At 74.0% G+C, this 23,736-nt stretch carries 19 protein-coding genes; 6 read left to right on the top strand and 13 right to left on the bottom strand.

Features of this window, described 5'->3' with window-relative positions; genetic code table 11:
• Nucleotides 1-364: 364 nt before the first annotated feature.
• Nucleotides 365-1,372, bottom strand: coding sequence for a stage II sporulation protein M (locus tag ABT026_RS09380; protein WP_351113522.1), 1,008 nt, complete (start codon nucleotides 1,370-1,372; stop codon nucleotides 365-367).
• A gap of 159 nt (nucleotides 1,373-1,531) precedes the next feature.
• Between ABT026_RS09380 and ABT026_RS09375 the strand changes: the two genes are divergently transcribed.
• Nucleotides 1,532-2,665, top strand: a complete 1,134-nt coding sequence (locus ABT026_RS09375) for an RDD family protein (RefSeq protein ID WP_351113521.1) — start codon at nucleotides 1,532-1,534, stop codon at nucleotides 2,663-2,665.
• 18 nt (nucleotides 2,666-2,683) lie between these two features.
• On the opposite strand, the gene ABT026_RS09370 is transcribed toward ABT026_RS09375, so the two are convergent.
• Together ABT026_RS09370 and ahcY are read right to left on the bottom strand one after the other, a co-directional pair.
• The gene (locus ABT026_RS09370) at nucleotides 2,684-3,310 is read right to left on the bottom strand and encodes a hypothetical protein (protein ID WP_351113519.1); all 627 of its coding nucleotides are present in this window, start codon (nucleotides 3,308-3,310) and stop codon (nucleotides 2,684-2,686) included.
• Nucleotides 3,311-3,403: 93 nt separating this feature from the next.
• On the bottom strand, nucleotides 3,404-4,858 hold the full coding sequence (gene ahcY / locus ABT026_RS09365; protein ID WP_351113518.1) for an adenosylhomocysteinase: 1,455 nt from the start codon (nucleotides 4,856-4,858) through the stop codon (nucleotides 3,404-3,406).
• Between the two features lie 302 nt (nucleotides 4,859-5,160).
• On the opposite strand from ahcY, the gene lepB reads away from it, so the two are divergent.
• On the top strand, nucleotides 5,161-5,826 hold the full coding sequence (gene lepB / locus ABT026_RS09360) for a signal peptidase I (RefSeq protein ID WP_351113517.1): 666 nt from the start codon (nucleotides 5,161-5,163) through the stop codon (nucleotides 5,824-5,826).
• 92 nt (nucleotides 5,827-5,918) lie between these two features.
• Here the strand turns inward: lepB and ABT026_RS09355 are convergent, their stop codons facing one another.
• The 7 genes from ABT026_RS09355 to ABT026_RS09325 form a co-directional block, all read right to left on the bottom strand.
• Nucleotides 5,919-6,890 carry a cation diffusion facilitator family transporter gene (locus tag ABT026_RS09355; protein ID WP_351113516.1) on the bottom strand — a complete coding sequence of 324 codons (972 nt, stop codon included), beginning with the start codon at nucleotides 6,888-6,890 and terminating at the stop codon, nucleotides 5,919-5,921.
• A 103-nt stretch (nucleotides 6,891-6,993) separates the two neighbouring features.
• Complete coding sequence (gene manA / locus ABT026_RS09350) at nucleotides 6,994-8,145, bottom strand: mannose-6-phosphate isomerase, class I (RefSeq protein ID WP_351113515.1); 1,152 nt, start codon at nucleotides 8,143-8,145, stop codon at nucleotides 6,994-6,996.
• Nucleotides 8,146-8,221: 76 nt separating this feature from the next.
• Nucleotides 8,222-9,370 carry an SIS domain-containing protein gene (locus ABT026_RS09345; RefSeq protein WP_351113514.1) on the bottom strand — a complete coding sequence of 383 codons (1,149 nt, stop codon included), beginning with the start codon at nucleotides 9,368-9,370 and terminating at the stop codon, nucleotides 8,222-8,224.
• Between the two features lie 77 nt (nucleotides 9,371-9,447).
• Nucleotides 9,448-9,618: a Trm112 family protein gene (locus ABT026_RS09340; RefSeq protein WP_351113513.1), complete on the bottom strand. Its 171-nt coding sequence runs from the start codon at nucleotides 9,616-9,618 to the stop codon at nucleotides 9,448-9,450.
• A gap of 166 nt (nucleotides 9,619-9,784) precedes the next feature.
• On the bottom strand, nucleotides 9,785-11,152 hold the full coding sequence (locus ABT026_RS09335; protein ID WP_351113512.1) for a phosphomannomutase/phosphoglucomutase: 1,368 nt from the start codon (nucleotides 11,150-11,152) through the stop codon (nucleotides 9,785-9,787).
• A 146-nt stretch (nucleotides 11,153-11,298) separates the two neighbouring features.
• Nucleotides 11,299-12,915 (bottom strand): L-lactate permease, encoded by a 1,617-nt coding sequence (locus tag ABT026_RS09330; RefSeq protein ID WP_351113511.1) that lies wholly within the window; start codon nucleotides 12,913-12,915, stop codon nucleotides 11,299-11,301.
• A 294-nt stretch (nucleotides 12,916-13,209) separates the two neighbouring features.
• Entirely contained in the window at nucleotides 13,210-13,587 is a 378-nt protein-coding gene (locus tag ABT026_RS09325; protein WP_351113510.1) for a DUF3499 domain-containing protein, read from the bottom strand.
• A 166-nt stretch (nucleotides 13,588-13,753) separates the two neighbouring features.
• Between ABT026_RS09325 and ABT026_RS09320 the strand changes: the two genes are divergently transcribed.
• A complete protein-coding gene (locus tag ABT026_RS09320; protein WP_108951578.1) occupies nucleotides 13,754-14,206 on the top strand; it encodes a metallopeptidase family protein in 453 nt (150 codons plus the stop codon).
• A 117-nt stretch (nucleotides 14,207-14,323) separates the two neighbouring features.
• Here ABT026_RS09320 and ABT026_RS09315 read toward each other — a convergent pair whose 3' ends face one another.
• From ABT026_RS09315 to ABT026_RS09305, 3 genes are all read right to left on the bottom strand, one after another.
• Entirely contained in the window at nucleotides 14,324-15,910 is a 1,587-nt protein-coding gene (locus tag ABT026_RS09315; RefSeq protein WP_351113509.1) for a DUF5719 family protein, read from the bottom strand.
• The gene (locus ABT026_RS09310; RefSeq protein WP_351113508.1) at nucleotides 15,907-19,662 is read right to left on the bottom strand and encodes a glycosyltransferase; all 3,756 of its coding nucleotides are present in this window, start codon (nucleotides 19,660-19,662) and stop codon (nucleotides 15,907-15,909) included. The genes ABT026_RS09315 and ABT026_RS09310 overlap by 4 nt, the downstream gene beginning before the upstream one ends.
• Nucleotides 19,663-19,893: 231 nt before the next feature.
• Nucleotides 19,894-20,157 (bottom strand): WhiB family transcriptional regulator, encoded by a 264-nt coding sequence (locus tag ABT026_RS09305; RefSeq protein WP_108951581.1) that lies wholly within the window; start codon nucleotides 20,155-20,157, stop codon nucleotides 19,894-19,896.
• A gap of 720 nt (nucleotides 20,158-20,877) precedes the next feature.
• Between ABT026_RS09305 and ABT026_RS09300 the strand changes: the two genes are divergently transcribed.
• The 3 genes from ABT026_RS09300 to ABT026_RS09290 all read left to right on the top strand — a co-directional run bounded on the left by ABT026_RS09300 (nucleotide 20,878) and on the right by ABT026_RS09290 (nucleotide 23,732).
• Nucleotides 20,878-21,387 carry a cysteine dioxygenase gene (locus ABT026_RS09300; protein ID WP_351113507.1) on the top strand — a complete coding sequence of 170 codons (510 nt, stop codon included), beginning with the start codon at nucleotides 20,878-20,880 and terminating at the stop codon, nucleotides 21,385-21,387.
• A 63-nt stretch (nucleotides 21,388-21,450) separates the two neighbouring features.
• Entirely contained in the window at nucleotides 21,451-22,413 is a 963-nt protein-coding gene (gene cofD / locus ABT026_RS09295; RefSeq protein WP_351113506.1) for a 2-phospho-L-lactate transferase, read from the top strand.
• A complete protein-coding gene (locus ABT026_RS09290; RefSeq protein WP_351113505.1) occupies nucleotides 22,410-23,732 on the top strand; it encodes a coenzyme F420-0:L-glutamate ligase in 1,323 nt (440 codons plus the stop codon). The genes cofD and ABT026_RS09290 overlap by 4 nt, the downstream gene beginning before the upstream one ends.
• Nucleotides 23,733-23,736: the final 4 nt, after the last annotated feature.

Here is a 23,736-nt window from a genome sequence, read left to right as displayed (position 1 = left end):
TACTGACCCTCTCGGGCTTTCCTCCGGGCGCTTCCTTCGTTTCCGACTCTATCAGACCGTTTCCGTTCCGATTTCCTCGGTGCTTTCCAGGTCCTCCGCCTTTCGGCGTTTTCCCTTTCCGGCGGTTCCGACTTTATCAGATGTTTTCGGCCGGTCTTGCCGGCTTCGAATTTCCGATTTATCGGGGGATTGCCGCCCCGGTCCGATGAACGTCCGGGAAGCGACTCGGTAGATCCTACCGGCTGCCGGTGGGTGCTCCGCACCGCTTCGGGCAACTGTTCAAATCTACCTCCCCCATCGTGCCGCGTCAACGGCACGATGGGGGCGAAGAGGAGAGTAGCAGCTTGTAGGTGCCCGATGCACATCAGGCGACGACCGGCGCCTCGGCGCTCCGGCCGCTCTCCTCCACATCGCCCGTCTCGCCCGCACGGACGGCGCGGCCGCCGAGTACCCAGACATAGGTGAGGAACGCCAGCTCGACCACGACCCCGATGCCCACGCGTGCCCAGGTCGGGAGGCCCGACGGGGTCACGAAGCCCTCGATCGCGCCGGCCACGAAGAGCACCAGTGCCAGGCCGATCGCCATGGCCAGCGCCGCCCGCCCTTCCTCGGCGAGAGCCGTCCTGCGGGTCCGCGGTCCGGGGTCGATGACCGTCCAGCCGAGCTTGAGACCCGTCCCCGCGGCGACGAAGACGGCGGTCAGCTCGATCAGGCCGTGCGGCAGGAGCAGGCCGAGGAACAGCTCGAGCCGTCCGGCGTCGGCCATCAGACCGACACCGATGCCCAGGTTCAGCATGTTGAGGTAGAGGACGTAGAGCACCGGCAGGCCGAGGAAGACGCCCGTGATCAGGCAGAGCGCCGCTGCCTGGGCGTTGTTGGTCCATACCTGGGCGGCGAACGAGGCGGCCGGGTGGCTCGAGTAGTAGTTCTCGTACTGACCGCCGGGACGGGTCATCTCGCGCAGGTCCTCGTCCGAGCCCAGAATCGCCTGCACCTCGGGATGGGTGGCGACCCACCAGGCGAGGAGGGCCCCGACCGCGATGGACAGGACGGCCGTCGGCACCCACCAGCGACGTGACCGGTAGACGGCGGCGGGGAACCCCTGCCCGAGGAAACGGGCCACGTCCTTCCACGACCCCTTGCGCGTACCGGTGACACGGCTTCGGGCGCGGGCGACGAGCTGGCTCAGCCGTCCGGTGATCCGCGGGTCCGGGGCGCTGGAGCGGACGACGGACAGATGGGTCGCCGCACGCTGGTAGAGGGCGACGAGTTCGTCCACCTCCGTGCCGGTCAGGCGGCGCCGACGGTTCAGCAGCGCTTCCAGACGGTCCCACTCGGCACGATGGGTGGCGACGAAGACGTCCAGGTCCATGGGTGTCGGCTGCTCCTCAACCTGCGTCGACAGGGCGGTCCTGCGGCGGCGTGCTGCACAGCTTGGCAGACTGGCGGCCCGCACGTCAGTGCGGGAGGAATCCCGGCCGGGGCATGATCGCGGTGTCGGAAGTCGGGGCGGTCGGAAGGGGCGGGGCGGATGGATCAGTTGGTGACCGGCGAGGCGGTGGCCCTGGAGGTCAGACCGGCGCGGCTCCCGAGCAGGGGGCTGGCGCTGTTGCTCGACCTGACGGTGGCGCTGCTCGCCTGGATCCTCGTGATGGTGCTGCTCTTCGCCACGATGAACACGGTGGACGACGCGGCCGGCGCCGCGATCTCGCTCGGCACCTTCCTGCTGATCCCCGTCGGGGCGCCCATAGCGGTGGAGGCGCTCACCCGCGGTCGGTCGCTGGGCAAGCTGGCCCTGGGACTGCGGGTGGTGCGGGACGACGGCGGGCCCATCGGTTTCCGTCACGCGCTGGTCCGGGGCCTGCTCGGGATGTTCGAGCTCATTCTGACCTGGGGCGTGGTCGCCTGCATCGCTTCGCTGGCCTCCGCGCGGGGGCGGCGGCTCGGCGACGTGTTCGCCGGGACGCTGGTGGTGCGCGAGCGGGTGCCGGGCGGGCAGGTGAGGGGGACTCCGCCCCCGCTGCCGTGGCTGGTCGGCCGGTTCGCGCAGCTGGACCTGTCCGCCGTGCCGGACGACCTGTGGCTGGCGGTGCGGCAGTACCTGACGCGGATGTCCCAGCTGGATCCCGCGGTGGGCCACGAGGTGGCGCACCGGCTGGCCGCGGACGTGGCGGCCAGGACGGGGGCGCAGACGCAGGGGGTTCCGGCGCCGGAGTTCCTGGGGGCGGTGTTCTACGAGCGGCAGATGCGGGAGGTCGCCCGGGCGCAGTCCGCCGCGCAGGCGAGGGCCCGGGTGCAGGCGCCGGTGGGCGGGGCGTACCCGTCATGGGGGCAGGCTCCGGGGTACGGTCCGGCTCCCGCGTACGGCCCCGCGCCGACCGCGCAGCCGTGGCCCGCGGCGGCTCCTGTTCCGGGGCCCTGGCCGGCTCCGGCTCCCGGGTCCGTTCCGGTCCCGCCGACGGCGACGACGCCTGCGCCCCCTTCGGCGACTCCGCCGCCGGTCCACCCGGCCCACCCCGCTGCCGCTCCGGCAACGGCGCCGGCTCCCCCGGCACCGCCCGCGCCGCCCGCGCCCCCCTCGGCGCCTTCGGCCCCCGTGGACCTGGCGAAGCCGGCCGCGCCGGAGGAGGACCGTCCTGGCGGAGGCTTCGCGCCGCCCGCCTGAGCCTGCGCGCCTGCGCGCCTACGCGCCGCCGTCGGTGAAGGCCGACGGCGGTGACTGAAGGTCGTCGAGCTCCACGCCGGGTGCGGACAGGACGACGTCCCCCGCGAGGTGCACGGTGTGCTGTTCCCCCGTGTCGAGGTCGGTGACCCGGTACTCGTCCACGACCAGCGGCCCGGTGTCGGTGGTGTGCGTGTCCCGGCCGACGAGGGCCCAGGTCCGGTCGACCGTCAGCGGCGCGAGGACCGGGTCGGTGAACGCGACGAGACGGACGCGGACCGGCGCGGCGGACAGTTCCGGGCGCAGCAGGCGGGCGGTGGCGATCAGGAAGGCCGGGGAGTCGCCGGTGAGGGCGTGCGCCTGGACGTTGCCCTCCGTGGCGTGGGTTCCGGTCGGGTCGGTGCGCACCCAGGTGACGCCGTCGAGGGCGGCACCGCGCACCTGCCAGCCGCCGGCGTGGAGCTCCACGCGCAGCGGGCGGCCCAGGGCGTCGAGGGTGACGTCGACCGATCCCCGGTGGTCCCCCTCGGGGGTGAGCAGCTGGGAGACGTAGCGCCAGCCGGACGGGCCGGGGGCGCACTGGAAGTGCTCCTGGCCGAGCGGGGCGCCGTCGTACGGGTCGTGGAGCAGGTAGCGGCCGGTGGGCATCGGGTGTCCTGGGTCCTCGGGGTGCCGGACGGGGGCAGGCCCCCGCCGCGAGGGCGAGGGCCTGCCGGGAGGTGCCGTGCTGCGGACCGCCGCTCAGTAGCGGTAGTGGTCCGACTTGAACGGGCCGTCGACCTCGACGCCGATGTAGGCGGCCTGCTCGGGGCGGAGCTTGGTGAGCTTGACGCCGAGCGCGGCGAGGTGGAGGGCGGCGACCTTCTCGTCGAGGTGCTTGGGCAGCACGTAGACGCCGATCGGGTACGCGTCGGGCTTGGTGAAGAGCTCGATCTGGGCCAGGGTCTGGTCCGCGAACGAGTTGGACATGACGAACGACGGGTGGCCGGTCGCGTTGCCCAGGTTCAGCAGGCGGCCCTCGGACAGCACGATGATCTTCTTGCCGTCGGGGAAGGCCCAGGTGTGGACCTGCGGCTTGACCTCGTCCTTGACGATGCCGGGGATCTTGGCCAGGCCGGCCATGTCGATCTCGTTGTCGAAGTGGCCGATGTTGCCGACGATGGCCTGGTGCTTCATCTTGGCCATGTCGGCGGCCATGATGATGTCCTTGTTGCCGGTCGTGGTGATGAAGATGTCCGCCGTCTCGACGACCTCGTCGAGCGTGGTGACCTGGTAGCCGTCCATCGCCGCCTGCAGCGCGCAGATCGGGTCGATCTCGGTGACGATCACGCGGGCGCCCTGGCCGCGGAGCGACTCCGCGCAGCCCTTGCCGACGTCGCCGTAGCCGCAGACCACGGCGGTCTTGCCGCCGATCAGGGTGTCGGTGGCGCGGTTGATGCCGTCGATCAGGGAGTGGCGGCAGCCGTACTTGTTGTCGAACTTCGACTTGGTCACCGCGTCGTTGACGTTGATCGCCGGGAAGAGCAGCACGCCGTCGCGCTGCATCTCGTAGAGGCGGTGCACGCCGGTGGTGGTCTCCTCGGTGACGCCGCGGATCTCCGACGCCAGGTGGGTCCACTTCTGGGAACCCTCACCGATCGTGCGGTGCAGCAGGCGGAGGATCTCGAGGTGCTCCTCGGACTCGGCGGTCTCCAGGGCGGGGACCTCGCCGGCCTTCTCGTACTCGACGCCCTTGTGGACCAGGAGGGTGGCGTCGCCGCCGTCGTCGAGGATCATGTTCGGGCCGCCGGTGGGGCTGTCCGGCCAGGTCAGCGCCTGCTCGGTGCACCACCAGTACTCCTCCAGCGTCTCGCCCTTCCAGGCGAAGACGGGGACGCCCTGCGGGTCGTCGGGAGTGCCGTTCGGGCCGACGGCGATGGCGGCGGCCGCGTGGTCCTGGGTGGAGAAGATGTTGCAGGAGGCCCAGCGGACCTGCGCGCCGAGGGAGACCAGGGTCTCGATCAGGACGGCGGTCTGGACCGTCATGTGCAGGGAGCCGGTGACGCGGGCGCCGGCCAGCGGCTGCGCCGCGGCGTACTCCTCGCGGATCGCCATCAGGCCGGGCATCTCGTGCTCGGCGAGAGTGATCTCCTTGCGGCCGAACTCGGCCAGGGAGAGGTCGGCGACCTTGAAGTCCTGTCGGTTGTCGACAGTCATGAAGTGCTGCTCCTCGCGGATAGCGGGTGTGTGGGTAGAGGTCGGGTACGGCTGGTCTGCGCGACGGCGTCCGGGGCACCACGGTGCCCCGTCGGCACAGGAGTGCCCACGCGCGCGCAGCGCAGTCCGTCGGAGGCCCTCTCTCCCTCGGCCGGCCCGTCGCTCACCGCGTGGTACCGCCCGACCGCCATCAGCAGCGACGTCTGGCTCCGTCCCAAGCTACACCGGCAGCCCCGCCGCGCCCCAGTCCGGGACGGTCCGGCTAGCCTCGTCGGGCCCAAATGGGCCTGGAGAAGGGGCAGATGATGAACAGAGCGGCACGGCTGGTGACGGCGGGCGTGGCGGCGGGAGTGGTGGGGATCGCGGTGGCGGGGTTCTGCCTGCTGCGGGTGCTGACCGGCTACGCCACGGCGACCATTCCCTCGGAGAGCATGCGGCCGACGTTCGAGCCGGGTGACCGGATGTTCTATGAGCGGGTCGACGGGGCGGAGGCCGACCTCCGCCGCGGCGACGTGGTGCTGTACCGCTTCCCGGAGCGGTACCAGGGCGCCCTGGTGGTACAGCGTGTGGTGGCGACCGGCGGCGAGCGGGTCGCCACACGAGGGGACGGGCGGACCCAGGAGGTGACGGTCGACGGGCATGCCCTGGACGAGCCGTACCTTGGATCGCACGAGAGCTTCGCGCCGTCCTACCAGGTGACGGTGCCGGAGGGACGGCTGTTCCTGCTGGGCGACAACCGCGACAACTCCCGTGACTCGCGCTCCTTCCTCGACGACCGGGGCGGGACCGTCGCGGAGGACGCGGTGGTGGGGCGGGTGGTGCCGGCGTCGGCACTGCGGTGGCTGCTGGTCGGCGCGGTGGCGGGGTTCGTGGCGCTGGTCGTGGGGGTGGTGCTGGGGATCGTGGGCGCGGTGGCGAGGCGACGGGAGGTGCCGATGGGGGCGCCGCAGTGGGCCGCGTGGGGCTAGGCGGACGGTCCGGGAACGCCCGGGCGGAGGGCGGGAAACGGCGAGGCCCGCCGCCGGGGATGCCGGGGCGGGCCTTCGCGGTGGAGTACGGGTCAGTGGGCGGGGTGGGCGCCGCCCGGGGTGGCCTCGGGGTCGGGGCCGGCGGCCGCGGCGGACTCGCTGTAGATGTCCGGCTCCAGGTAGATGACGCGGGCGATCGGGACCGCGGCGCGGACGCGCTTCTCGGCGGCGTCGATGGCGCCGGCGATCTCCGCGGCGCCGGAGTCGGCCTTGACCGCGATCTTCGCGGCGACCAGCAGCTCCTCGGGGCCGAGGTGCAGGGTGCGCATGTGGATCAGGCGGGGCACGGTGTCGCCGTCGACCACGGCCGCCTCGATCTTCTTCACTTCCTCGATGCCCGCGGCCTCGCCGAGCAGCAGCGACTTGGTCTCCGCGGCCAGCACCAGGGCGATCACGATCAGCAGGACGCCGATGCACAGGGTGCCGATGCCGTCCCAGACGCCGTCGCCGGTGAGGACGGCGAGACCGACGCCGCCGAGGGCGAGGACCAGACCGACCAGCGCGCCGAGGTCCTCCAGCAGGACGACGGGCAGCTCGGGCGCCTTGGCGCGGCGGACGAACTGGGTCCAGGAGAGACCGCCGCGGAGGCCGTTGGACTCCTTGATGGCGGTCCGGAAGGAGAAGCCCTCGGCGATGATCGCGAAGACCAGCACGCCGACCGGCCAGTACCAGTGCTGCAGCGAGTGCGGGTCCTTGATCTTCTCGTAGCCCTCGTACAGGGCGAACATGCCGCCGAGCGAGAAGAGCACGATGGAGACCAGGAAGGCGTAGATGTACCGCTCGCGCCCGTAGCCGAAGGGGTGCTGCGGGGTGGCCTCGCGCTTGGCCTTCTTGCCTCCGAGCAGCAGGAGGCCCTGGTTGCCGGAGTCGGCCAGCGAGTGGACGCTCTCGGCGAGCATCGACGACGAGCCGCTGAAGAGGAACGCCACGAACTTCGCTACCGCGATCGCGAGGTTCGCGGCCAGTGCCGCGACGATCGCCTTGGTTCCGCCTGACGCGCTCATGAGTTCGCGTGGTCCTTCCTGCTCAGCCGTCATGTCCGTTGACCGTCGGCATTGTTGCAGGCCGCCGCCACGGGGGCGTGGCGACCGTGCTGTCGAGCGGTCCTCAGCAGGAGACGGTTGCCCGGAAAAGCGTCCCGCTCCCGGACACTTCGGTTCTTTCTCCGGCGGGCACGAACACCGAGGCGCCGGGCGCGAGCTTCAGTTCGCCGACGCGCACGCCGCCCTCGGTGCACAGCAGCACCTGCGGCGCGGGCCGGGTCAGGTCGGCTGCGGCGGTTCCGTCAGTGAGGCGGAGGCGGGAGAGGCGGAACTCGTCCACCGGGGTCTCGTACAGCTCCTCGCCGTCCGGCAGGGGGCGGGGGGTGAGCACCTCGGTCCCGCGGGACGCGAAGCGGACCACCTTCAGCAGTTCGGGGACGTCGACGTGCTTGGGGGTGAGGCCGCAGCGCAGCACGTTGTCCGAGGTGGACATCAGCTCGACGCCCAGGCCGCGCAGGTAGGCGTGCGGGACGCCGGCCGACAGGTAGAGGGCCTCGCCGGGCGCCAGGCGGACGTGGTGCAGCAGCATCGAGGCGAGGACCCCGGGGTCGCCGGGGAAGTGTCGCGCTATCCGGGCGTAGACCTCGTACCGTCCGCCGAGGCGCTCGCAGGCCGCCGCGGTGTCGGCGACGGTGCGGGCGGTCTCCGCGGGGTCGCCGGTGAGGACGTCGGTGAGGACCTGGCGCAGCGCGTCCGCCTCGGGGAGGGTGCGCAGGGCCTCGGTGTACGGGGCGAGGGCGGGCACCTGGAGGCCGTCGAAGAGGTCCGCGGTCCCGGCCGCCGGGCGGAAGCCGCACAGGCCCTCGAAGTCGGTGAGGGCGCAGATCAGCTCGGGCTTGTGGTTGGCGTCCTTGTAGTTGCGGTGCGGGGCGTCGACGGCGATGCCGCGGCGCTGCTCGGCCTCGTACCCCTCGCGGGCCTGGACGAGGTCGGGGTGGACCTGCAGCGAGAGGGGGCTGGCGGCGGCCAGCAGCTTGAGCAGGAACGGCAGCCGCGGGCCGAAGCGGGCGACGGTGCCGGCGCCGAGTTCGCGCTCGGGGTCGCCGGCGATCACGTCGGGCAGGCTGCCGCGCGGGGTCCGGGAGGGCGCGCCGGGGTGGGCCCCCATCCACATCTCGGCCTGCGGCTCACCGGTGGGCCGCTCGCCGATCAGCTCGGCGATGGCGGTGGTGGAGCCCCACGCGTAGGGGCGGATGGTGTTGGTGAGGAGGTCCATACCCTTCGTCTCCGGGTGTCTCGGCGTGTCCTCCGCGCCGGGGGTTCCGGGGCGGGTGCGGTGTGTCGGCTCCAGCTCAGACACCCGAGGCGAGCGCCAGGTAAACGGCGGCGAAATCGGTGATGGCGATCAGTTCCGCCAGGGTCTCGAGTTCCTCGCCGTCCTCCGGCTCGATCTCGCTGACCGGGGTGTCGTGGCTGATGGCCAGGTCCCGGGCGGCGGGGGCCGCGCTGAGGCCGCCGGTGGGGCGGTCCCGCAGAAGGACGACACGCGCGCGGAGGGCCGGCGGTTCCTCGACGCGGTCGCGGAAGAAGTCGTCGGGGTCGCCGCCGGCGGCGAGCGGGCCGGAGAGCAGGGCGCTGTGGGCGTCCATCGCCTCGGGGAGTGCGGCGGCGACGGCGGGGCGGCCGGCCAGTTCGGCGAGGGCCGCGGTGAAGCGGCGTCCGGCCGGTCCGGCGGAGTGGCCCTCGGTCCAGACGACCGGCAGGGACTCGGCGAGTTCGGCGGCGAGGGTCTTGGCCGGGTTGCCGTAGGCGGGGACGGCGGGCCCGCAGCGCTCGGCGACGGCGTCGAGGCGGTCGGCGACCTTCTCCAGGGTGGCGGGCGGCGCGTGCAGCACGCCGGTGCGGTCCAGGAGGGCGAGCAGCGGGGTGAGCAGCGCCCACAGGACGCCGGGGGCCGAGGCGGTGAGGGCGGGGCGGGTGTCGTCCTGCTCGCCCGGGGAGCGCCGGGGCTCCGCCGCCATCGGCAGGAACAGGCCGCGTGAGACGCCGACGGAGTCCGCCAGCGGGCTGCGGCCGGGGGCCACGGCGACGACCGTGCAGCCGCGGCGGTAGGCCTGCTCGGCGAGGAGCGACAGGCCCGGTTCGGTGCCGTCGGGGCTGGCGATCAGGAGCAGGTCGAGGTTGCCCGCCCAGCCGGGCAGTTCCCAGCGCAGTGCGCCCGCGGCCGGGGCGACGCCGGTGGGGGCCAGGCGGATCACGGGGCTGCCGGGGCCGGCCAGGGTGCCGAGGAGGTCGGCGGTGTGGATGGCGGCGGCGCCGGGTCCGGCGATCAGCACGGCGCGGGGGCGGCCGTCCGGTCGCAGCCCGGGGACGCCGGCCTCGTCCGTGTTGCGCAGGGCGATGCGGACGCGGGCGCCGGCCTCGGCCGCGCCGCGGAGCAGGGCGCGCCGGTCCGCCGTGGACAGTCCCTCGGGGTCGTCGAGCAGCGATTCGTCGAACATGGCGGGGAGCCTCCGGCGGCGGGTCGTGTCGTCGGTTCGCCCGGGCGGGCGGCGGGCCTCGCCCAGGCGTGCCTCGCCTAGTCGGGGCGGCGGGCCTCGTCGACGAGCAGCACGGGGATGCCGTCGCGGACGGGGTAGGCGAGGGCGCAGTCGTCGGCGGTGCAGACGAGTTCCTCTTCGCGCTCCTGGAGGGGGGCGTGGCATGCCGGGCAGGCGAGGATCTCGAGGAGGCCGGGTTCGAGCGGCATGGGGTCCCTCCTGGGGTGGGTCTTCTGGGCCACGTCAGAGTACCCGGTCGGGGTGGGGGTGGGACGGGGCCGTCGCGCCGGGCGTCTCCCCCACCCGGCCCCGCCTCCCCCGGTCTTCGGCCGGGGGAGGCGGGCGCGGCTCCGCCGCACAGGCGCAGGCGCGGGGTCAGCCGCGGATGATGGTGAGGACCTCGTCGCGGACGCGGGTGACGGTCGGTTCGTCGCGGGCCTCCGCGTTGAGGCGCAGGAGCGGCTCCGTGTTGGAGGGGCGGACGTTGAACCACCAGTCGGCGGCCGTGACGGTCAGGCCGTCGAGCTCGTCGAGGGTGACGCCCTCGCGGCCCTGGTAGGTCTCCTTGAGCGCGGCGAGGCGACCGGCCTGGTCGTCGACCGTGGAGTTGATCTCGCCGGAGGCCGCGTACCGGTCGTACTGGGCGACCAGCTCGGAGAGGGTGCCCTGCTGCCCGCCGAGGGCGGCGAGGACGTGCAGCGCCGCCAGCATGCCGGTGTCGGCGTTCCAGAAGTCGCGGAAGTAGTAGTGGGCGGAGTGCTCGCCGCCGAAGATCGCGCCGGACTTCGCCATCTCCGCCTTGATGAAGGAGTGGCCGACCCGGGTGCGCACCGGGGTGCCGCCGCACTCCTTGACGACCTCGGGGACGGACCAGGAGGTGATGAGGTTGTGGATGACCACGCCCTCGCCGCCGTGCTTGGCGAGCTCCCGGGAGGCGACCAGCGCCGTGATCGCGGACGGGGAGACCGGCTCGCCGCGCTCGTCGACCACGAAGCAGCGGTCGGCGTCGCCGTCGAAGGCGAGGCCGATGTCGGCGCCCTCCTCGCGGACCCGCTTCTGAAGGTCGACGATGTTGGCCGGGTCGAGCGGATTGGCCTCGTGGTTGGGGAAGGTGCCGTCGAGCTCGAAGTACATGGGGACGACGTCGAGGGGCAGGCCGCCGAGCACGGTGGGGACGGTGTGGCCGCCCATGCCGTTGCCGGCGTCGACGACCACCTTCAGCGGGCGGATCGAGGTGAGGTCGACCAGGGACCGCAGGTAGGTCGCGTAGTCCTCCAGGGTCTCCCGCTGGGTGATGGAGCCCTGCTTCTCGGCGATCTCGGGGATGCCTCCGGTCTCGGCCCAGCCCTCGACCAGGGCGCGGATCTCGGCGAGACCGGTGTCCTGGCCGACCGGCGCGGCGCCGGCGCGGCACATCTTGATGCCGTTGTACTGCGCCGGGTTGTGCGAGGCGGTGAACATCGCGCCGGGCAGGTCGAGGGCGCCCGAGGCGTAGTACAGCTGGTCGGTGGAGCAGAGGCCGATCTCGACGACGTCCGCGCCCCGGGCCGCCGCGCCGCGCGCGAAGGCGCGGGAGAGGCCGGGGGACGACGGGCGCATGTCGTGCCCGGTGACGATCGCCCTGGCGCCCACGACGTCGACGAAGGCGGCGCCGAAGAGCTCGGCCAGCGGCTCGTCCCACTGGTCCGGCACCACACCGCGCACGTCGTACGCCTTCACGAGCTGCGACAGATCTACGGCCACGGCCTGTCCTCCTGGAAGTCGGCTGATGACCACAAACTACCCTCCGCCCTTTTCGGCACACCGTGCGACCGGCCCGCCGTCCGGGCGACGGCGGGCCGGCGGGGAGCGCTTCGACCTGGGGCGGCCGGGCGGAACCGGAGGGTCCGTCAGGGCAGCATCCAGCCAAGGACGGCCGAGCTCTGTCCGAGAACGATCAGGCACATCACCAGCAGCAGGCCCAGGCTCCACGGCAGGACCTTCCGCAGCAGGTCGCCCTCCTTGCCCGCGAGGCCGACGGCGGCGCAGGCGATGGTGAGGTTCTGCGGGGAGATCATCTTGCCGAGGACGCCGCCGGAGCTGTTGGCGGCGGCGAGCAGTTCGGGCGACAGGCCGGCCTGCTGCGCGGCGGTGACCTGAAGGGCGCCGAAGAGGGCGTTGGCCGAGGTGTCGGAGCCGGAGACGGCGACGCCGAACCAGCCCAGGACCGGCGAGAGGAAGGCGAGTCCGGCGCCGGCCGCGGCGACGAAGTGGCCGATGGTGGCGGCCTGGCCGGACAGGTTCATCACGTAGGCGAGGGCCAGCACGCTGGTCACCGTGAGGATGGCGAAGCGGAGTTCGTGGACGGTTGCCGCCCACTCCTTGACGGCGTCGGCGGCCCGCACGCCGATCACGGCGGCGGTGACCAGGCCGGCGAGGAGGACGAGGGTGCCGCCGGTGGCCAGGACCGGCCAGCTGAACAGGTTGGCGCCGACCGGTTCGCCGGCCGGGTCGGCGACGTCCAGGAACGGCCAGTCGTACACCTGGGTGGTCCTGGCCAGCAGGTCCTTGACGGGCGGGATCTGGGCGACCGAGAAGATCAGCACGATCAGCGCGTAGGGGGCGTAGGCGCGGACCACCTCGCCGCGCTCGTCCCGCACGTCCAGGTCCTCGCTGCGGGTGCCGGTGAGCACCTTCGCGCGGACCTCGGGCGCGGCCGCCCTCCGGGCGCGGGGCACCAGGAGCAGGGCGCCCGCGCCGGCCAGCGCGGCGGCGATGTCGGCCAGTTGGGCGGAGACGTAGTTGGAGGCGGCGAACTGGGCGACGGCGAAGGCGACTCCGCAGACCAGTGCGGGCAGCCAGGTCTCGCGCAGGCCGCGCCTGCCGTCGACCAGGCCGACCAGGACCAGCGGCACGACCAGGGCGAGCAGCGGCGTCTGCCGGCCCACCACGGAGGCCACCGTGTCCAGGTCGAGGCCGGTGACCTGTGCGAGGGTGACCACGGGGGTGCCCATGGCGCCGAAGGCCACCGGGGCGGTGTTGGCGACCAGGGCGACCACCGCGGCGCGGACCGGGTCGAAGCCGAGGGCGACCAGCATCACGGAGCAGATGGCGACCGGGGCGCCGAAGCCGGCCAGCGCCTCCAGCAGGGCGCCGAAGCAGAAGGCGACCACCAGGGCCTGGATGCGCGGGTCGTCGGAGAGCCGTCCGAAGGAGCGGCGCAGGATGTCGAAATGCCGGGTCCGGACCGTCATCCGGTACACCCACAGGGCGTTGACGACGATCCACATGATGGGGAAGAGACCGAAGGCCGCGCCCTGGGCGGCGGCGGAGAGGGTCTGCCCGACCGGCATGCCGTAGGCGAGCAGGGCCACCAGTGCCGCGCCCGCCAGACCGGCGAGGCCGGCCAGGTGGGCCTTCATCCTCACCCCGCCGAGCAGGACCAGCACGAGGACGAGCGGGAGGGCGGCCACCAAGGCCGACAGGCCCAGCGATCCGCCGACGGGTTCCAGTTCCTGGACGTACACAACGCCTCCCGGATTCCGTGATGCGGAAAGTGTTTTCTCACGGGTGGGGGAATGGTGGTGCGGGGGGCGTGAGGGCGTCAACGGGCGTGCGGAGAGAGACCGATGGAGGTTGCGCGCGCACAACCGTCGCCCGTGCGAGCACGGTTGTCCGGGGGTGGCGGCGGGTTTCCGTGCCGGGCGGTCCAGTTGCCGGGCGCGCCAGTTGTGGGGCGGGTCAGCTGCCGGGCGGTCCAGTTGCCGAGCGCGCCAGTTGTAGGGCGGGTCAGCTGCCGGGCGCGTCAGTTGCCGGGCGCGTCAGTTGTCGGGCGAACGCAGCACGCGGAGGTGTCCGCGGCGGGGACCCTCCAGGGGGTCGCCGGACCGGGCGGTGGAACCGCCGCCCTCCGCGGCGCGCTCCGGCGGACGGGCCGCCTCACGCACGGCGTTGGCGAGGGCCTCGAGGTCGTCGCCGGTGGGACGGGCGGGGGCCGAGCCGTCGAGGAGCCGGACGACCTCCCAGCCGCGCGGGGCGGTGAGGCGCTCGGAGTGCTCGGCGCACAGGTCGTAGCAGTGGGGCTCGGCGTAGGTGGCGAGCGGGCCGAGGACCGCGGTCGAGTCGGCGTAGACGTACGTCAGCGTCGCGACGGCGGGTCGGCCGCAGGCGGTGCGCGAACAGCGACGTACAGGGCTCACGACGATGGACGGTACCGCACTCTTGAGCGGGCCGCGACGACTCTCCCCTACGTCACCCGCCCGTGTCGCGGCGGCGGCCGCGGCGAACTCACGGCAAAAAGGGATCAACCGGTACGCGCCGCGCGGGCGGGCGCGGGGCGGCGCGGACGATTACGCTGCACCGGTGATGGAGAACCCCGTACCGCCTCGCCCCACGGGTCCCGGGCCCCGCCGGCGGGACCGCCACGGCCGCGGCATGCGCGGCCCGATCGCGCCTCCGCAGGTGCCGCTCGCCGCGAGCCGTGCGGAGCTCTTCGCCGACCTGGTGCAGGACTCGGTGGAACGGCTGGAGCGGCGCTGGCCGCAGCTGGCCGAGGTCGACTTCCTGGTCCTCGAGGTGCCGCCCGCGCCGGGTTCCGACGACGCGTGGAACGACGAGGCGGTGCCGCTGGGCGGCACGGTCCCCGGCCGGGAGGGCCGCCCGGCGCGCGTCGTGGTCTACCGGCGGCCGGTGGAGATCCGCAGCAAGGGGCGGGAGGAGCGGGCCGCGCTGGTGCACGAGGTGGTGGTCGAGCAGGTCGCCGATCTGCTGGGTCTCACCCCGGAGGCGGTGGACCCCCGCTACGACGACGAGGACTGAGCCGGCGTCGTCCGACGGGCCGAGGCCGTGAGGACCGCGCCCCGGGTCCCCCTCTCGGGGAATCCGGGGCGCGAGGCGCTTCGTGTCCGTCCTGCCGTGCCGTCAGTTGCCGTGCCGTCAGTTCTGGAGCACCGTCAGGTCCTGCTCGGCCGTGGGGACGGCGACCCGGCCGCGGTCGTCGGGCAGGGTCTGCACGGTGAACGCGGCGATGCCGCCCAGGCTGCTCACCAGGGTGCGTGACGCGTACACCGGTCCGCCCGACACCGGTTCGACCACCAGGGCGTAGGTGCCCTCGAGACCGCTCGGCACGGGCAGTTCCACGTCGGTGGTGGTGCCCTTCTTCAGCTTGTAGGTCCGGGAGTCGCCGGTGCCGCCCTCGCTGCCCGCGGAGGAGGTGACCTTCACCGTGGCGTCCTCGGTCGGCGCGACCAGGGAGAGCGTGGTGCCCTTGGCGGTGTTGCCGAGCGCGGTGGCGCGGGTGGTGATCGCCTCGGTGGCGGGGATGAACGCCGTCTCCTGCTTGCCGCCCTTGCCGCGCACCACCTGGAGTCCGGCCACCACGGGCACGTCGCGCCCGGTCGGGGTGAGCAGCAACGAGCCGGCCTCGCCGCGGGTGACGTCCTTGAGGTCCGTGGAGGCGGTCATCCCCGCCTTGACGTGCAGGGACTCGTGGCCGGCCGGGGTGATGGCCCCGGTCGGCGAGGCGAGGCGGACGGTCAGGTCGGCGTCCGAGTCGCCGGGCGCGTAGGCGATCAGGCGGACCGAGGTGGCGTCCTTCGGGATGCCGGGCAGCACCAGCGAGCCCGCCGGTTCGGCGGCGGGGGCGATCCAGTCGCCGCCGTTGCCGGTGTCGAGGGCCTCCACCTGGGCGGCGACCCGGCCGCTGCGGACGCCGACGTGCGCGGTGACGTCGGGCAGCGGCTGGTCGGTCAGGGTGGAGAGCAGGACGCGCTCGCTGCCCAGCGGCGGCACGGTGATGCCGTCGGGGATGGACGTCTCCAGCTGGCCCTCGGGACCGTAGAGCTCGATGTCGACGACGGCGGCCGAGTCGTCCGGGTTGGTCAGGTGGACGTAGTCGGTGCGGAACTCGGCGGTGCTGGCGCCCGGGAACCAGAAGTCGGTGTCCGGCACGCTGCAGGCGGCGCCGTGCAGGCCGCGGCCGGAGCCGACGGCGACCGTGGTGGTCTGCTGGACGGCCCAGCCGGGGGCGAAACGGCCGTCGGCGGTGCCGAGCAGCGCGTCCTCCTCGCCGCCGGAGACCTCCCGGGTGACCGGTTTGCCGGGCTCCTTGAGCTTCATCACCGGCTTGTCGGAGGCGGCGGTGTCCTTCGGCTTTCCGTCGTCCTCGGACTTCGCCGACTCCTCGGAGTTCTCCGGCTCGTCGGTGTTCCCGCCGTCCCCGCCGTCCTCGCCGTCCTGCCCCTCGTCGCCGTCGTAGGCGCCGCCGGGCGGGGCGGCGGGCACCAGCTCCGCCTTGCCGCCGTCGGCGGCGCCCTCGGTGACGGGGCTGAAGGCCGTGTAGAGCGTCTCCGCGATGTCCGAGCGGCTGGGTGACGGGCAGAGCAGCTTGGTGCGCTCCACGGGCCGTTCGGCGGCCGCCCGGGCCACCTCGGCGGACGGCGCCTCGGGGGCGGTCAGCGCGGCGACGCCGGTGACGGCGGCCAGGGCGACCGTTCCGGCGATCAGGGACATGGTGCGGTTCACTGCTGGCTCCCGTCGGGACGCTCACTGCCGTAGTCGTGGCCGTAGGAGTCCTGGTTGTACCCGCCGCCGTACTCCTGGCCGTAGGGGCCGCCGTACTCCTGGCCGTCCTGCCGGTAGCCCTGGGCGTCGGGGTCCGGCGCGTACGCCTCCCCGGCGACGAAGTCGCCGTACGGGCCGCTGTACTCGCCTCCGTACTCGCCGCCGCCCGCGGGGGCCGCGGGGTCGCCGGCGGTGTGGCCGTACGGGTCGTAGGCGTCGGCGGGCCAGCCGCCGTTCCCGTGGCCGCCGCTCTCGTGGCCGCCGGGCTGCGCCGCTGCGGCGTAGGCCTCCTCGGCGGGCATGTCGGGCCGGTCGTCGCCGGGACGGGCGTCGTCCGGGCGGGCGCCGGCGGGGCCCGGGTACGGCTCGCCGGACTGCTGGTGCGGCACGGCGGCCCCCTGCGCGGCGGCCCCCTGTGCGGCGGGCTCCTGGGCGGCGGCCTCCGCCTCGGCCTGGGCGCGCAGCCTGCGGGCCCGGCGGCCGTCGCCCTCCAGGTCCTCCGCGGTGATCGCGGGGGCCTCGTCGGGGAGGTCGTCGTCGATGTCGCGGCGGCGGCCCGGCAGGGCGAGCACGATCAGCGTGAGGGCGAGCAGGCCCTGCGCGCCGAGCCACACGGTGTGCGTCAGCGCGTTCTCGTGGGTGACCTCCAGCGCGCCGCCGCCAGGCGGGAGCCGGAAGCCCTGGGCCCATCCGTCGAGCTTCACCGGGGTGAGCTCGGCGCCGTCCACGGTGGCGGTCCAGCCGTCGTCGAAGGTGTCGGCGAGGCGCAGGACACGGCCCTCGGGACCGGCCGGGATCCGTCCGGCCACGTCCACCGGGCCCGCGGCGACCGGCTCGGCCTTGCCCGCGGGGGCGTCCTCGGAGGGCAGGACCACGGCGCGGGAGACCTCACGGTCCAGGCGCCACAGGCCGCTGCCGTCCTGCTGGCTCAGCCGGCTCAGACCGGGGGTGGCGTCCAGCACGCGGGTGATCTCGCGCGGGGCGCCCGGGCGGACCAGGACGTAACGGATGGCGAAGTCGCCGAGCTCGTCGGTCTGGTCGGCGCCGGAACCGGCGACCAGGTGGGCGACCACCTTGTCGAGGATCGTGTTGTCGCCCATGGTGAGCGCCGCGTCGGCGTCGCCGAGGCGGGCGCCGGAGCCGCGGACCAGGGTGTAGCCGACGTGGGCCGGGGAGGTGCTGTCCAGGACCAGGGTGCGGGCCTGGTCGGCGTCGCCGCTCTCCTCGGCGACGAACGCGGGCACCTGCACCGGGTCGCGGCGCTCCAGCGGCCCCTCGGCGCCGGCGGCCATCCAGCCGAAGGCCGCGATCAGCGGGCCGACCGCGGCGGCGAGGCCGATCAGCGCGGCGACCGGCTGGCGCCAGCCGAAGCTCTGTTCGGCGACCCGCGAGCGCGCGCCGTCCGCGCCGATGGCGGCGGCGCACAGCAGGGCCAGACCGTAGACCAGGGTGGCCGGGCCGGCCCAGGCGGAGCGGTTGGACAGGGCGGCGAAGAGCAGGGCGATCAGGGCGACGACCCAGGCGCCCGCGACCGGCGTGCGGCGCTCGTCGCGCAGCAGGGCGGCCAGCGCCGCCAGGACGATGCCGACCAGCAGCAGCCCGCCGACCGTGCCGGGCCCGCCGGGGCTGGCGCCGAGCAGGTCCAGGGCCGAGGCGGCGCCCACCCCGAAGTCCATGCCGGCCTCGGTGAAGAAGCCGGTGGGCAGCAGCGAGAGCGACCAGGGCGCGAGCACCAGCAGGGGCGTGCCCAGCTGGGCCAGCAGCCGCAGCGCGTAGGGCACCAGATCCCGGCGGCGCAGCGCGAGCACGATGACCCCGAGGACCAGGGCGAGCGGCCACACGATGGGCGTGAACGCCGTGGTGAGGGTGAGCAGCAGGGTGTAGGCCCAGGTGGCGCGCCAGGTGCCGCGGGCGTCGCCGCGCGCGGTGAGGCCGCTCGCGGCGACCGCGGCACGGGCCGTCAGCGGGAGCACCATGGCCAGCACGGCGGTGCCGAGGCGGCCGCCGGCCAGGGCGCCCGTCGCGGCGGGCAGGAACGCGTAGACCACGGAGGCCCAGGCGCGCAGCAGCCGGGAGGGGACCAGGGGGCGGGAGGCGAAGTAGGCGCTCAGGCCGGCCAGCGGCACCGAGCAGACCAGCAGGAAGGTGACCGCGAGACCCGCGGAGCCGCCGAAGAGGGTGCCGAGGGCGGCGACCACGGCCAGGTACGGGGGCGCGGCGCCGGTGCCGCCGGCGCCGACCGCGTGCCAGGCGGAGGTGTAGGCGGCCCACAGGTCGAAGGCGCTGTCGGGGGCGGGCAGCAGGGCGCCGCCGGCCAGCGCTCCGCCGGAGAACAGCGAGCGGCAGGCGACCAGAGAGACCAGCAGGAGCAGCGCGAAGAGGACCGGGGCGGGGTTGCGGGCGATCCGCTTGAGGCGGGCGTGCTGTTCGGGCGCGACGAACGCCTCGTCCGAGTCGCCGCCGCCGCCGTGCCGGCCCGCGCCGGTGGTGGCGTCCGGGTCGGAGCGGTCGGTCAGGCTGCCCGCGGCCTGTTCGAGGGTGGCCCTCAGGGTGGCGCCGCGGGGCGGGAAGAGCTCCTTCAGCTCGCTCCTGGGGACCTCGGGACGGCCTCGGCGGCGGCGCCCGGCGAGGATCCGCTCGGGGCGCAGCAGCACGCCGAGCAGGCCGCGGATCTCGTCGACGGCCTGTCCGGGGAGCTTGCCGACGAGGTAGCCCAGGGTGCGCAGCACGGTGCCGACGACCAGGCGCAGGAGCACCCAGGGCAGCGCGGAGCCGGGGCTGTTGACCAGCAGGGTGTAGACGGCGCCGGCCTTGTCCACGCGGTGCGGGGAGGCGACGGTGCGGCCCACGCAGTCGACGTCGCGGCGCTCGCGGGAGGCGGCCTCGGCGTGCCGGACGACGGCCTCCGGGGCGACCAGGACGAGGTGGCCGCGGGACTGGGCGCGCCAGCACAGGTCGATGTCGTCGCGCATCAGCGGCAGCCGGCGGTCGAAGCCGCCGAGCTCCTCGTAGACGTCGCGGCGGATCAGCATGCCGGCGGTGGAGACGGCGAGGGCGGGCTTGACGAAGTCGTGCTGCCCCTGGTCCTGTTCGCGGCGGTCCAGGCCCGTCCAGCGGCGGCCGCTGTTGGCGATGGTGACGCCGGTCTCGAGGAGCTGGCGGCGGTCGTACCAGCCGCGCAGCTTGGGTCCGACGACGGCGACGGCGCGGCCGGCCTCGGCCTCGCGCTCGACGACGGACAGCATCTGGGCGAGGGCGTCCGGGGCGGGCGCGCAGTCGTCGTGGAGCAGCCAGAGCCAGTGCACCGGCTCGCCGTGCGGCAGGTCGGGGAGGTCGTAGGCGTCGTCCCGCCAGCTGCGGGTGGCCGGGTCCCAGCCGCTGGGCCTCTTGAGGTACGGCAGGTCCTCGGGGGTGAGGACGGGCGCCGTGCGGTGCGCCTCGTCGACGGCCTGGCCGAAGCCGGTGCGCCGGGCGAGGTGCAGGACGCGGTCGGGGCCGAGCGCCTCGGTGACCAGGCGCGCGGAGTCGTCGGCGCTGCCGGTGTCGGCGGCGAAGGCGTCCTGCACCGGACGCTCCTGGCCGAGCAGCCCCGCGAGCGCTTCGGGGAGCCAGCGGGCGCCGTCGTGTGCGACGAGCACCGCCGTGACCACATGGCGCGGGAACTCGGGAGTGGCGGCGTCCTGAGGGACTGCCGTTTGGCTGTGCACGGTCATCGAGGTACAGGCCCCGGTTCGATGGACTGCGGTGGACGCCCCGACCCCCGGCGCAGGCGGCAGCCCGGAGGCTGCGGCCTCGGCCGGTGACGGCGTGGCGTCTCGGACGGAGAGCCACACTAACGGCTGCACGACAAACGGCCCGCCGCCTGTGGAGAACCACGGGCGGCGGGCCGTACGTTGTGGAACGAACTGTGCCGTCTGTCCGGTCGCCGGGAGGCGTCCGGACCGTCAGACGGCGGCCTTCTTGAGCCTGCGGCGCTCCCGCTCGGAGAGCCCTCCCCAGATCCCGAAGCGCTCGTCGTTGGCGAGCGCGTACTCCAGGCATTCGGAGCGCACCTCGCAGGCGAGACAGACCTTCTTGGCCTCCCGCGTGGAGCCGCCCTTCTCCGGGAAGAAGGACTCGGGGTCGGTCTGGGCGCACAGCGCGCGCTCCTGCCAGCCGAGCTCCTCGTTCGCGTCGTCGACCAGCAGTTGCTGCACCAGCTCGGTCATGCTGCGCCCCTCGTCTGTCTTTCCGCGTCCCCGTGATGTCCCCGTGTGATTCGGCCGTTACTGACTGTGGCCGAACGACACGAGTGAAATTACAAGTGTGCCGCTCCGGGCGAGTCAAGCCAGGATCTGCTATTGAGCCCCTTATTCACCCTGCGGAACCAAGGTCCCGTCGAAAGTGTTCAAATCATCCTGAACTTCCACGGGCTGACTTTGGCTCAGCAGACGCCGCTCGGTGAGCTCGATCACAGGTGGATCAGGGCTCGCCGGGAGGCGATCGGCACCGACAGGTTTGACGCGACCGGTTGTGCGCCATGTGTCCCGGCCACACGCGGCACAAACCTTCCTTCTCTCAAGAGGACCCCAGAAGGTGAAGTTCGTCCCATTCGCGCGTGGTCAGGTTGACACCCGAGGTGTGAGCCGCTGTGCTGTGGGGCATGTTCGCGAACTCGGCATCCGCCCCGACCCGTTCCACCGGGTCTCTCGGTGCTGCCCTCGTTCGCCGCTGTTGTCGCCGCACCGGCTGTTGAGCCTCTGACGCTCCGGCCGTAGCCCGCCCGGCGACCTCCGGGCCGGGCACGCGCACCTTCCGGGACGCCTCGTCCCCACCGCCTTCCGCGGCCCGCACCCGGGCCCAGCCGTCACGGTCCGTAACCCGGACCCCGGCACGGGCGGCGCCGCACACCCCCCACCGCCCTCCTCGCCCCAGGAAACAGCGCACCCATGAACAGCGACAGCGACCTGCAGATCGCCGGCGACATCCTCGAGGTCCTCCACCTGCTCCGGCCGCAGCCCGAACACCCCTCCACCGTGGCCGACTTCGTCGGGCTCTCCCGGACGGTCGCCTCGGACCGCGCCCGGTGGGAGCACCTGGTCCGGTACGACGCCACCACCCGCTGGTACCACCGCGTGCAGGCCGGGCCGGGGTACGAGGTGTGGCTGCTGTCCTGGCTGCCCGGCCAGGGCACCGGACTGCACGACCACGGCGCCTCCTCCGGCGTGCTCACCGTCCTGGACGGCGCCCTCACCGAACACGGCTCCGCCGCCGGCCGCTCCGGCCCCGCCCGCCGGGTGCTGGGGCCGGGCGCCCAGCGGGTCTTCGCCCCCGGGTACGTCCACGAGATCGTCAACGACTCCCTGGAACCGGCGGTCAGCCTGCACGTCTACTTCCCGGGCCTGACCGAGATGCCCATGCACACGCCCGCGCGCACCGGCGCCCGGGCGACCGTCTGACGCGCCGCCGCACGCCCGTGGCCGCCTGCCGGTCGCCGGGGCGCGCCTGCGAGACTGGGGCGCATGCGCATTGTGGTTCTGGCAGGCGGCATCGGCGGTGCCCGGTTCCTGCGTGGTCTGAAGGCGGCGGCGCCCGAGGCGGACGTCACCGTGATCGGCAACACCGGGGACGACATCCACCTCTTCGGGCTGAAGGTCTGCCCGGACCTCGACACGGTGATGTACACCCTGGGCGGCGGCATCAACGAGGAGCAGGGCTGGGGAAGGGCCGACGAGACCTTCCACGTCAAGGAGGAACTCAACGCCTACGGGGTGGGCCCCGACTGGTTCGGGCTCGGCGACCGCGACTTCGCCACCCACATCGTCCGTACCCAGATGCTGGAGGCCGGCTACCCGCTGAGCGCGGTCACCGAGGCGCTGTGCGACCGGTGGAAGCCGGGCGTGCGGCTGATCCCCATGTCCGACGACCGGGTGGAGACCCACGTCGCGGTGACCATGGAGGACGGCGAGCGGCGCGCGGTGCACTTCCAGGAGTACTGGGTGCGGCTGCGGGCCTCGGTCCCGGCGGAGGCGATCGTGCCGGTCGGCGCCGAGCAGTCCAAGCCCGCGCCCGGTGTGCTGGAGGCGATCGCCGGGGCCGACGTGATCCTCTTCCCGCCGTCCAACCCGGTGGTCTCGGTCGGCACCATCCTCGCCGTGCCCGGCATCCGCGAGGCGATCGCCGAGGCCGGGGTGCCGGTGGTGGGCCTCTCCCCCATCGTCGGGGACGCCCCCGTGCGCGGGATGGCCGACAAGGTGCTGGCGGCGGTCGGCGTGGAGGCCACAGCGGCGGCGGTGGCCGAGCACTACGGCTCGGGGCTGCTGGACGGCTGGCTGGTCGACACGGTCGACGCCGGCACGGTGGATCGGGTGGAGGCGGCGGGCATCCGCTGCCGGGCCGTGCCGCTGATGATGACGGACCTGGACGCCACCGCGGCGATGGCCCGCGAGGCGCTGGCCCTCGCCGAGGAGGTGCGGGAGGCGTGAGCGGCGAGCAGCGGGCCGGGCGGCCGGAGTTCAGGGTGTGGGCGGTCGACGGGCTGCCCGAGGTCCGCGAGGGCGACGACCTGGCCAAGCTGATCGCCGCCGCGGAGCCGGACCTGGCGGACGGCGACGTGGTCCTGGTCACCTCCAAGGTCGTCTCCAAGGCGGAGGGCCGGATCATGGCGGCCGCCGACCGGGAGGCCGCCATCGACGCCGAGACGGTCCGGGTGGTCGCCCGGCGCGGCACGCTGCGGATCGTGGAGAACCGGCAGGGGCTGGTGATGGCCGCGGCCGGCGTGGACGCCTCCAACACCCCCGCGGGGACGGTCCTGCTGCTGCCCGAGGACCCCGACGCCTCGGCGCACGCGATCCGGGAGGGCCTGCGGGCCGCGCTCGGTGTGGAGGTCGGCGTGGTCGTCACCGACACCTTCGGACGTCCGTGGCGCAACGGGCTCACCGACGTCGGCATCGGCGCGGCCGGGGTGCGGGTGCTGGACGACCTGCGGGGCGGGACCGACGCGTTCGGCAACCCGCTCTCCGCGACGGTGGTCGCCCTGGCGGACGAGCTCGCGGCCGCGGGCGACCTGGTCAAGGGCAAGGCCGCCGGGCGGCCGGTGGCCGTCGTGCGCGGGCTCCCCCACCTGGTCGGCGACCAGGACGACGCCTCGGGCGCGCGGGCGCTGGTGCGCTCGGCGCGCGACGACATGTTCCGGCTCGGCACCTCCGAGGCGGTACGGGAGGCCGTCGCGCAGCGGCGCACCGTGCGGGCGTTCACCGACGAGCCGGTCGACGCCGGGGCGGTGCGGCGGGCCGTGGCGGCGGCGGTGACCGCTCCCGCTCCGCACCACACGACGCCGTGGCGGTTCGTGCTGCTGGAGAGCGAGGAGTCCCGCGTCCGGCTGCTGGACGCGATGAAGGACGCCTGGATCGCCGACCTGCGGCGGGACGGCAAGAGCGAGGAGTCGATCGCGAAGCGGGTGCGACGCGGCGACGTGCTGCGCGACGCGCCGTACCTGGTGGTGCCCTGTCTGGTCATGGAGGGCTCGCACCACTACGGCGACGCCCGCCGCGACGGGGCCGAGCGGGAGATGTTCGTGGTCGCCATGGGCGCGGGCGTGCAGAACTTCCTGGTCGCGCTGGCCGGGGAGCGGCTGGGCTCGGCCTGGGTGTCGTCCACCATGTTCTGCCGGGACGTGGTGCGCGAGGTCCTGGACCTGCCCGAGAGCTGGGACCCGATGGGGGCGGTCGCGGTCGGGCATCCGGCCGGGGAGCCCCGCGCGCGGGCGGAGCGGGACGCGGAGACCTTCCTCACGGTGCGCTGACGCC

Source organism: Streptomyces sp. NPDC002734 (genome assembly GCF_040295685.1).
Classification (GTDB): Bacteria; Actinomycetota; Actinomycetes; order Streptomycetales; family Streptomycetaceae; genus Streptomyces.
This window is presented reverse-complemented; position numbering and strand designations above follow the sequence as displayed.

Coding starts and splice junctions, on each gene's coding strand:
- ABT026_RS09320 (WP_108951578.1), top strand. CDS start 13,754: ATGGAGAACCCCGTACCGCCTCGCCCCACGGGTCCCGGGCCCCGCCGG.
- ABT026_RS09345 (WP_351113514.1), bottom strand. CDS start 9,370: ATGTTCGACGAATCGCTGCTCGACGACCCCGAGGGACTGTCCACGGCG.
- ABT026_RS09310 (WP_351113508.1), bottom strand. CDS start 19,662: ATGACCGTGCACAGCCAAACGGCAGTCCCTCAGGACGCCGCCACTCCC.
- cofD (WP_351113506.1), top strand. CDS start 21,451: ATGCGCATTGTGGTTCTGGCAGGCGGCATCGGCGGTGCCCGGTTCCTG.
- ABT026_RS09380 (WP_351113522.1), bottom strand. CDS start 1,372: ATGGACCTGGACGTCTTCGTCGCCACCCATCGTGCCGAGTGGGACCGT.
- ahcY (WP_351113518.1), bottom strand. CDS start 4,858: ATGACTGTCGACAACCGACAGGACTTCAAGGTCGCCGACCTCTCCCTG.
- ABT026_RS09300 (WP_351113507.1), top strand. CDS start 20,878: ATGAACAGCGACAGCGACCTGCAGATCGCCGGCGACATCCTCGAGGTC.
- ABT026_RS09305 (WP_108951581.1), bottom strand. CDS start 20,157: ATGACCGAGCTGGTGCAGCAACTGCTGGTCGACGACGCGAACGAGGAG.
- ABT026_RS09355 (WP_351113516.1), bottom strand. CDS start 6,890: ATGAGCGCGTCAGGCGGAACCAAGGCGATCGTCGCGGCACTGGCCGCG.
- ABT026_RS09375 (WP_351113521.1), top strand. CDS start 1,532: ATGGATCAGTTGGTGACCGGCGAGGCGGTGGCCCTGGAGGTCAGACCG.
- ABT026_RS09370 (WP_351113519.1), bottom strand. CDS start 3,310: ATGCCCACCGGCCGCTACCTGCTCCACGACCCGTACGACGGCGCCCCG.
- manA (WP_351113515.1), bottom strand. CDS start 8,145: ATGGACCTCCTCACCAACACCATCCGCCCCTACGCGTGGGGCTCCACC.
- lepB (WP_351113517.1), top strand. CDS start 5,161: ATGATGAACAGAGCGGCACGGCTGGTGACGGCGGGCGTGGCGGCGGGA.
- ABT026_RS09340 (WP_351113513.1), bottom strand. CDS start 9,618: ATGCCGCTCGAACCCGGCCTCCTCGAGATCCTCGCCTGCCCGGCATGC.